The sequence below is a fragment of the Paraburkholderia translucens genome (assembly GCF_020881035.1).
Lineage (GTDB): Bacteria > Pseudomonadota > Gammaproteobacteria > Burkholderiales > Burkholderiaceae > Paraburkholderia > Paraburkholderia translucens.
This window is the reverse complement of the sequence record NZ_JAJITC010000015.1, coordinates 158,380-166,450: the sequence shown is the minus strand read 5'-3', so window position 1 is coordinate 166,450 and position 8,071 is coordinate 158,380. Positions and strand designations below refer to the sequence as shown.

The window sequence follows — 8,071 nt, the reverse complement described above, 5'->3', positions numbered from 1 at the left end:
TGAGCTGCTTGGTGTTCATGAGGCAAGAAAAAGCCCCTAAGAACCAAGTTCAAAGGGGCTTCGAAACAACGCCGGCGTCAGTCTACCCAAACCAAATCGTCAACAGATTAGGCGATGGGCTTGCCCGATTGCGCCGCTTTTTACCGTGACCGACGATCAGACCTCGGCCGGCAAGCCGTAGGGCAGCGTCAGGAAGCGCAGCGCCGGGCCGTCGGCCGCGCCCAGATGCACGCCGCCGCTCTCGAGCGCCGCGAGCTTGATCTCGACCAGCACATCGACGCCGCCCTCGTGCGCCGAGGCCGCGTTGACGATCATTCCGCACGGCTGGCCCGGATCGTCCGAGTGGAACAGCTCGGTGCCGGGGCGGACCATGTCCAGCTCGCCCGCGACGTTGGCGAGCGACGTGCGCCGCTTGATCGTGCCGCGATATTGACTGCGCGCGACCACTTCCTGACCCGGATAGCAGCCTTTGCGGAAATTGACGGCGCCGAGCACGTCGAAGTTGACCATTTGAGGCACGAACTGCTCGACGACCGGCTGCGTGATGCGCGGTTCGCCGGCGCGGATGTCGAGCCAGTCCCACACCGCCGGCGATACGCATTTGAGCTTGCCGTCGAGCGACGGCAGCAGCGCTTCGACCTGCGCCTTCGGCCCGACCCACAGATAGCGCAGCCGCTCCAACGCATCCGGCACGCGGATCAGCGTGCCCGCCGTGCCGTCGACCTGCACGTGCACGCCGTCGGGCAGCGCATCGAACACGCCGGAGAGCGCGCCGCGCACGTCGCCCGCGAGGCCGATCACCGCGAGTTCGCTGCTCGCGTCGGCGAGCTTCGCCTTGGCGCGCAGCACGAACATGGACAGGCGCTTTTGGACCGCGGGCTGCACGTCTTTCGAGACCAGCAGGCGGATCGTGTCGCCGCTGCGCCAGCACAGGAACGACGCGAGCAGCCGGCCCTTTGCCGAGCAGTAGCCGGCAAGGCGCGCGTTCGCGGCGTCGAGATGCTGAACGTCGTTGGTCAACTGGGCGTGCAGGAAGCTTGCCGCATCGTCGCCGGTCGTATCGATCACGCCGAACTGCGGCAGCGGCATGTAGGCGCCATGGTCGAGCACGGCGGCGAAATCTTCGGCCGACGGGCGCGGCAGCACCGGCAATGCGGCGGGCGCGTGAGCTGAGGCTTGACCAGATGCACTAACGAGCGGTGTGTTCATGGATTCCGGGAACAGTCAATTCTGAATTTGGCTAGGGCAAGCAGCCATTATATTCAGTCCGATCCTTCTGCGTTTTGTATGTCCCTGGTGAATAGAGGCTTTCCGAGAGCCTTATTTGGCAAGGGTTTGCTCTTCGTGCCCGCCGGTTGCGCGCAAACTGGGACCATGTTTGCGTGCTGTGCCAGATGGTCAGGCGCAAGATGGGCATGCCGATGAGTGTGCCCATTCTTCGCCCACGCACAATTCCATCACACGGTGGAGGGGTGCCCCGCCTGGACGTGCTACGCCGCCGAGCTAGCGGATCGGGATAGTGCGCGGGCTCGCCGCCTCGCGGTCGTACGGCTACATGCGTAAAGAAGCCCGCACCAGGCGGGCTTCGGGCGCAACTGTGGCGCTGCAATGAGGCTATTTCACCACGAGGCGGCTAGTCGTCAAGCGCGACGGTGCAACCGATCGCCTCCATCATTGCGCGCAGATCCGCTCTTCCCCGATGTAGCGCTCGACGTCCTTTCTCGACGGCACGAAAAGCAGACTGCCCCGTTCAATCTCGCGCAGATTGCCCCCGCGACCTGCAGATTGTTCATTCTGAAGATGGGAGGACGCGCTGCATCATTCGTTCTCCCAAGCAGTCTGCGCAGGCTATCCATTCCCACGACGTCCGGGGTCCACGACTCCGGTCTCGCCCACTGCAGAAGTCATCGCGAGCGGCCTGCAAGGCCACCTGCAATTCGTCGTGCTCCTCGCGCGAAAGCTGTCCGCCCACCCCGCGCCACCATGAAGCAATGCTGAATCCCCACGCCTCCTTTATGTCCATGAAACTCCGGCTGAACCGCATCCCGACTCCATGCTATTCGCTGTTAGACCGACCGCAACGCTAGCAGGCAGCGACGGTATAGGAAATGGGCGGTGGATGGTTTCGATGTTCAAGATGGTGCGGGCGAGAATGTAGGCCCGTCGCTTCCTGTGCCGCTCGTGCCCGCTGTGGACGCCTACCTCGTCGCGCATAAGGCCGACCGGCTCGGTGTCTGCGCCAAGGGCGATTTCGTTAGTCAGCTGGTGGATTCGCAGGCGAAGAGTGGCGCCCCGCGCGGGGCCGGCGGAGCGCTTGTGACCAAAGCGGGCCCACATCTATACAATACGGGGCGGAAAGGTTCTAAAAGCCTGCAAGGCGGCGAAGTCCCAACGCTGACCGGCGCGAGACTTTTTCGTTGAAAATCAGTTCGTTGCAATCTAACCGCTACTTCTTTCCTGTCGTGTCCCTTTTGAAGAAATGTTCCGTCGCCGGCGCACTTGTCGTTGTGCTGGCCGCGGCGGCCATCGCCGCCGGATACTACTGGGCCACCCGTCCGCTCGAATTGACCCCGGCGCAACTCGACGTCACCGTCAAACCGCACAGCAGTCTGCGCAGCGTCGCGCTGCAGCTCAATCGCGGCGGCGTGCCGGTCGAGCCCGAGCTCTTCATTGCGATGACGCGGCTGCTGGGCCTGCAAAGCGACCTGAAATCGGGCAATTACGAGTTCAAAAGCGGCATTACCCCGTACGAGGTGCTGCAAAAAATCGCGCGCGGCGACGTCAACGAATACGTGGCGACGATCATCGAGGGCTGGACCTTCAAGCGTATGCGCGCCGAACTCGACGCGAATCCCGCGCTCAAGCACGACACGCTCGGCATGAGCGATGCCGATCTGATGAGCGCGATCGGCGCGCCGGAGGCGTCGATCGGCAACGGCGAGGGGCTGTTCTTCCCGGATACCTATCTGTTCGACAAGGACACGAGCGATCTCGACATTTACCGCCGCGCGTACCGTCTGATGCGCGTGCGTCTGGACGAGGCGTGGCTCGCGCGCGCGCCGAACCTGCCGTACAAAACGCCGTACGACGCGCTGACGATGGCGTCGATCATCGAAAAGGAAACCGGCAAGCCATCCGACCGGCCGCTCGTCGCCGCGGTGTTCGCCAACCGTCTGCGCGCGGGCATGCCGCTGCAGACCGACCCGACCGTGATCTACGGGATGGGCGACGGCTACGCCGGCCACATCAGGAAGAAAGACCTCCAGACCGACACTCCCTACAATACCTACACCCGCATGGGCCTGCCGCCGACGCCGATCTCGCTGCCGGGCGTCGCGTCGCTGCAGGCGGCGCTGAACCCGGCGCAAAGCAGCGCGCTGTACTTCGTGTCGCGCGGCGACGGCAGCAGCATCTTTTCTGACACCCTCGGCGACCATAACAAAGCCGTGGACAAATACATTCGAGGCCAATGATGGCGCGCGGCAAGTTCATTACGTTTGAAGGCATCGACGGCGCGGGCAAGACCACCCATCTGGGCTGGTTCCGCGAACGGCTCGAAGCGAAGCTCGCGCCGAGCGGCCGCGCGATGGTGATGACGCGCGAACCGGGCGGCACGCCGCTCGGCGAACAGATCCGCGAGATCGTGCTGCATCAGAAGATGGACCTCGAAACCGAGGCGTTGCTGATGTTCGCGCTGCGCCGCCAGCATCTGGCCGAGGTGATCGAGCCGGCGCTCGCGCGCGGCGACTGGGTGCTGTCGGACCGGTTCACCGACGCGACCTTTGCGTACCAGGGAGGCGGCCGCGGCTTGCCGCGCGACAAGCTGGAGACGCTCGAGCGCTGGGTGCAGGGCGGATTCCAGCCGGATTTGACGGTGTTGTTCGACCTGCCGCCCGCGGTCGCGAACGAGCGGCGCAGCGCAGCGCGCAATCCGGATCGCTTCGAGAGCGAGTCGGCGGCGTTTTTCGAGCGCACGCGCGCCGAATACATGCGTCGCGCCGAAGAAGCGCCGCATCGCTTCGCTATCATCGACTCCTCGCAAAGCATAGCGCGGATCCAGAAACAACTTGAAGAACTTATTTTAAGCCTTTGATTTTAAAGCGATATAATCCTTCGTTATGGTGGTCCGCGAATTCACGTGTCACGTGAAATTGCGCTTACAACGCATTGATTTAACAAGATAAACGATGATCTATCCGTGGCAAGCCGACGACTGGAACCGCCTGCAGCAACTGCGGGGCCACTGGCCGCACGCAATGTTGCTGCACGGCCAGGCGGGCATCGGCAAGCTGCGCTTCGCACAGCACCTCGCGCAGGGTCTTCTGTGCGAGGCGCCGCAGCCGAACGGCGAACCCTGCGGTGCGTGCGTGGCCTGCAACTGGTTCACGCAGGGCAATCATCCCGACTACCGCATCGTGGTGCCCGAGGCGCTCGCCGCCGAGGCCGGTCCCGCGAGCGCCGCCAACGGCGCCGAGGACAAGGCCGAAAAAACCGACAAGCCCGATGGCGACGAAGGCAAGAAGACCCGCGCGCCGAGCAAGGAAATCAAGATCGAACAGGTCCGCGGTCTACTCGACTTCGTCGGCGTCGGTTCGCATCGCGGTGGCGCACGCGTGGTCGTGCTGTATCCGGCAGAGGCGCTCAACGTCGCGGCCGCCAATGCGCTGCTGAAGACGCTCGAAGAACCGCCCGCGGGCGTCGTGTTCCTGATGGTGTCGGCGCGCATCGACCGTTTGCTGCCGACCATCATCAGCCGCTGCCGTCAGTGGCCGATGAGCGTGCCCGCTCCGGACGCCGCCGTGCAATGGCTCGCCGCGCAGGGCGCCGAAGACGCGCCCGCGCTGCTCGCCGAAGCGGGCGGCGCGCCGCTCGCCGCGCTCGCGCTCGCCAGCGACGAAAACCGCACGCTGCGCGACTGGACGCTCAAGCAACTCGCGGCCGGCGCCGGGTGCGACGCATTCGCGTGCGGCGAGGCGCTGCAGAAGCTGCCGGTGCCGCTCGTGCTCGGCTGGCTGCAGCGCTGGATGTACGATCTGCTCGCGCAGCGCACCGCTGGCTCGCCACGGTATTTCCCGCAGGCGTCGGCCGCGCTCGCGCGTTGCGCCGGGCAGGCCGACGCCAATGCATTCGCGCGCTTTCTGCGCACCGTTACCCGCCAGCGCGCCGTCGAGAACCATCCGCTGAACGCGCGGCTCGTGTTCGAGGAACTGTTTATTGGTTATCGCTCGCTGTTCGCGTGACCCGGTCGTAAAGCATCCTGTCTTTTTCATTCAAGCCTAGTCACCATGAGCCTCTCCTACCGCGACGCCACGCTCGACGATCTGCCCGCGATCGTCGCCATCTACAATTCGACCGTTGCGTCGCGCCAGGTCACCGCGGACCTCGAACCGGTCAGCGTCGAGAGCCGGCACGCGTGGTTTCATGCGCACGGTCCGCAGAAGCGGCCGCTGTGGGTGGTCGAGGACCCGCAGCAGCCGGGCCGCGTCATCGCATGGCTCAGCTTTTCCGATTTTTATGGCCGTCCCGCCTATCAGCGCACCGCCGAAGTCAGCATCTATCTGGACCAAAGCGCGCGTGGCCAAGGCCTCGGCAAGCAACTGCTGGCCGCGGCGCTCGCGGCGGCACCCGGCCTCGGCATCGACACGGTGCTCGGCTTCGTGTTCGGCCACAATGAACCGAGCGTGCGGCTGTTCCGCGGCTTCGGCTTCGACGCTTGGGGCACGCTGCCGCGCGTCGCGGTGCTGGACGGCGTCGAGCGCGATCTGGTGATTCTCGGCAAGCGCCTCGCGCACGCCAACTGAGCAAGCCGTAACAACCGGCCTCGGGCACGGAATGGCCCGGCCGCCAGCCCATTTTTCGCAGGACCTGATCATGTTTGTCGATTCGCACTGCCATATCAACTTCGAAGGACTCGCGGACCGTCTGCCGCAAGTGCTCGAAAACATGCGCAGCCATTCGGTCTCGCACGCGCTGTGCGTGTCGGTGGATCTCGAAACGCTGCCGTCGGTGCTGGACATCGCCACCCGCTACGACAACGTGTACGCGTCGGTCGGCGTGCATCCCGATCACGAGCACATGCGCGAGCCGAGCGTGGCCGAGCTGGTCGAGCTGGCCGGGCACCCGAAGGTCGTCGCGATCGGCGAGACCGGGCTCGACTACTACCGCCTCGAAGGCCGCTCGATCGCCGACATGGAGTGGCAGCGCGAGCGCTTTCGCACCCACATCCGCGCCGCGCGCGCGACCAATAAGCCGCTGATCATCCACACGCGCTCGTCGTCGGAAGACACGTTGCGCATCATGGCGGAGGAACGCGCGGGCGAGCCGGGGGGCGTGATGCATTGCTTCACCGAGCCGTGGGCGATCGCCGAACAGGCGCTCGCGCAGAATTTCGACATTTCGCTGTCGGGCATCGTGACGTTCAAGAGCGCGACCGAGGTGCAGGACGTCGCGCGCCGCGTGCCGCTCGACCGTTTGCTGATCGAAACCGACTCGCCGTACCTGGCGCCGGTGCCGTATCGCGGCAAATCGAATGAACCCGCGTATGTCAGTTATGTCGGACGCTTCATCGCGCAGCAACGCGACATGCCGGACGAGGCGCTAGCCGCCGCGACCACGCAAAACTTCTTCAGGCTGTTCGGGATTGCCGCGCCCGCTGGTGCCTGACATCAAATCCGCGTAATATCAAATGGATAGGGAAGTTTCCTAAAGTACTCTATGAGAAATATTTCGACGTCGAACGCTGCTTTCCAACCGGCCGGCACCGGTCCGGCCGCCCGTGCGCTGGCGCCTGCCCGCCGCCTTGCGTGCGCCGCTGCGCTCGCATGCGCCGCGCTGGTGGCACTGCCCGCGCAAGCGGCGCCCATCGACTCGCTGATCAAGTTCGTCAAGTTTGACGACGTCGACGGCGTCAATAAACTGCTTGCGAAGGGCATGGACCCGAACAGCGTCGACAACGAGGGCATGCCGCTGCTCGTGATCGCCGCGCGCGAGAAGTCTGACAAGGTCGCGGCCGCGCTGCTCGCCAATCCGAAGACCGACATCGAGATTCAGGACAAGGCCGGCGAAAACGCGTTGATGATGGCCTCGCTGGTCGGCGACCTGAACCTGGTGAACCTGCTGATCGCGAAGGACGCCGAGGTCAACAAGAAGGGCTGGGCGCCGCTGCACTATGCGGCCGCGAACGGCCACGACGACATCGTCAAGGTGCTGCTCGACCACTCCGCCTACGTCGACGCGGGCTCGCCCAACGGCACCACGCCGCTGATGATGGCCGCGCGCGGCGGCCATGTGTCGACCGTCAAGCTGTTGCTCGACAACGGCGCGGACCTGTCGGTGAAGAATCAGATCGGTATGACCGCGCTCGATTTCGCGAAGACCTACAAGGAGCCCGATGTCGTCGAAGGGCTCACGGCGCGCATGCAGCAGACCCAGCAACAGAAGCAATGATGCACTCGGCAGCCGGTCTGCTGCCGCGCAAAACAGTGCAGAATGACGACTTTGGCGCGCCGCGCGGCGCGCCGTCCCGATGCGGCAGAAAGACCGCGTGACAAACAACCCTGGAAAGGAACACCATGCTGCGGGCTTTGATTTTCGCCGGCGCGCTTGCCCTGCCGCTTTCGGCAGCCGCGTTTACGGGGGGCGACCTCAACAAGTTGTGCACAAAGACGGACGTGGCTTCGCGTAGCGCCTGCGCGGCCTACATCGAGGGCGCGGCCGACGGCATCTTCAACACGATCGACGCGATCGGCGGCACCACCGGTCCGCGCGTCGGCCAGTACTTCTGCCTGCCGCCGGACGCACGCTCGGCGCAGTTGACCGACGCGGTGCGCAAGTACATCGCCGAGAACCCGAATGCCGTGGGCTACAACGCGAGCACGGCGATTTCGCTGGGACTCGGCAAGGCGTTTCCCTGCAAGAGCGGTGGCTGATCGATAACCGCCGGGTATCGGAGAACCGTTGTACCACCCCGGTGCGATCGTGTGCACCGGGCGTCGAGATCCATCGCTGGCGTTGGCGGCGATGATCCTGGAGGCCAGTAGTCCCGCAGGCGCGCCGCCGCTCACCGAGCACG

At 64.8% G+C, this 8,071-nt stretch carries 8 protein-coding genes; 7 read left to right on the top strand and 1 reads right to left on the bottom strand.

What is annotated here, in order from left to right:
- Positions 1–156: 156 nt before the first annotated feature.
- Positions 157–1,209 (bottom strand): CAF17-like 4Fe-4S cluster assembly/insertion protein YgfZ, encoded by a 1,053-nt coding sequence (ygfZ, locus tag LJ655_RS24395; protein WP_230563774.1) that lies wholly within the window; start codon positions 1,207–1,209, stop codon positions 157–159.
- A gap of 1,253 nt (positions 1,210–2,462) precedes the next feature.
- On the opposite strand from ygfZ, the gene mltG reads away from it, so the two are divergent.
- The 7 genes from mltG (at position 2,463) to LJ655_RS24360 (ending at position 7,928) form a co-directional block, all read left to right on the top strand.
- Complete coding sequence (gene mltG / locus LJ655_RS24390) at positions 2,463–3,473, top strand: endolytic transglycosylase MltG (protein WP_230563784.1); 1,011 nt, start codon at positions 2,463–2,465, stop codon at positions 3,471–3,473.
- Positions 3,473–4,093: a dTMP kinase gene (gene tmk, locus LJ655_RS24385; protein WP_230563783.1), complete on the top strand. Its 621-nt coding sequence runs from the start codon at positions 3,473–3,475 to the stop codon at positions 4,091–4,093. Before mltG ends, tmk begins: the two co-directional genes overlap by 1 nt.
- 94 nt (positions 4,094–4,187) lie before the next feature.
- Positions 4,188–5,240 carry a DNA polymerase III subunit delta' gene (locus LJ655_RS24380; protein WP_230563773.1) on the top strand — a complete coding sequence of 351 codons (1,053 nt, stop codon included), beginning with the start codon at positions 4,188–4,190 and terminating at the stop codon, positions 5,238–5,240.
- Positions 5,241–5,285: 45 nt separating this feature from the next.
- Positions 5,286–5,801 (top strand): GNAT family N-acetyltransferase, encoded by a 516-nt coding sequence (locus LJ655_RS24375; protein ID WP_230563772.1) that lies wholly within the window; start codon positions 5,286–5,288, stop codon positions 5,799–5,801.
- Between the two features lie 70 nt (positions 5,802–5,871).
- A complete protein-coding gene (locus LJ655_RS24370; RefSeq protein ID WP_230563771.1) occupies positions 5,872–6,663 on the top strand; it encodes a TatD family hydrolase in 792 nt (263 codons plus the stop codon).
- 51 nt (positions 6,664–6,714) lie between these two features.
- On the top strand, positions 6,715–7,446 hold the full coding sequence (locus LJ655_RS24365; protein WP_230563770.1) for an ankyrin repeat domain-containing protein: 732 nt from the start codon (positions 6,715–6,717) through the stop codon (positions 7,444–7,446).
- Positions 7,447–7,571: 125 nt separating this feature from the next.
- On the top strand, positions 7,572–7,928 hold the full coding sequence (locus LJ655_RS24360) for a Rap1a/Tai family immunity protein (RefSeq protein WP_230563769.1): 357 nt from the start codon (positions 7,572–7,574) through the stop codon (positions 7,926–7,928).
- The last annotated feature ends 143 nt before the right edge of the window (positions 7,929–8,071 follow it).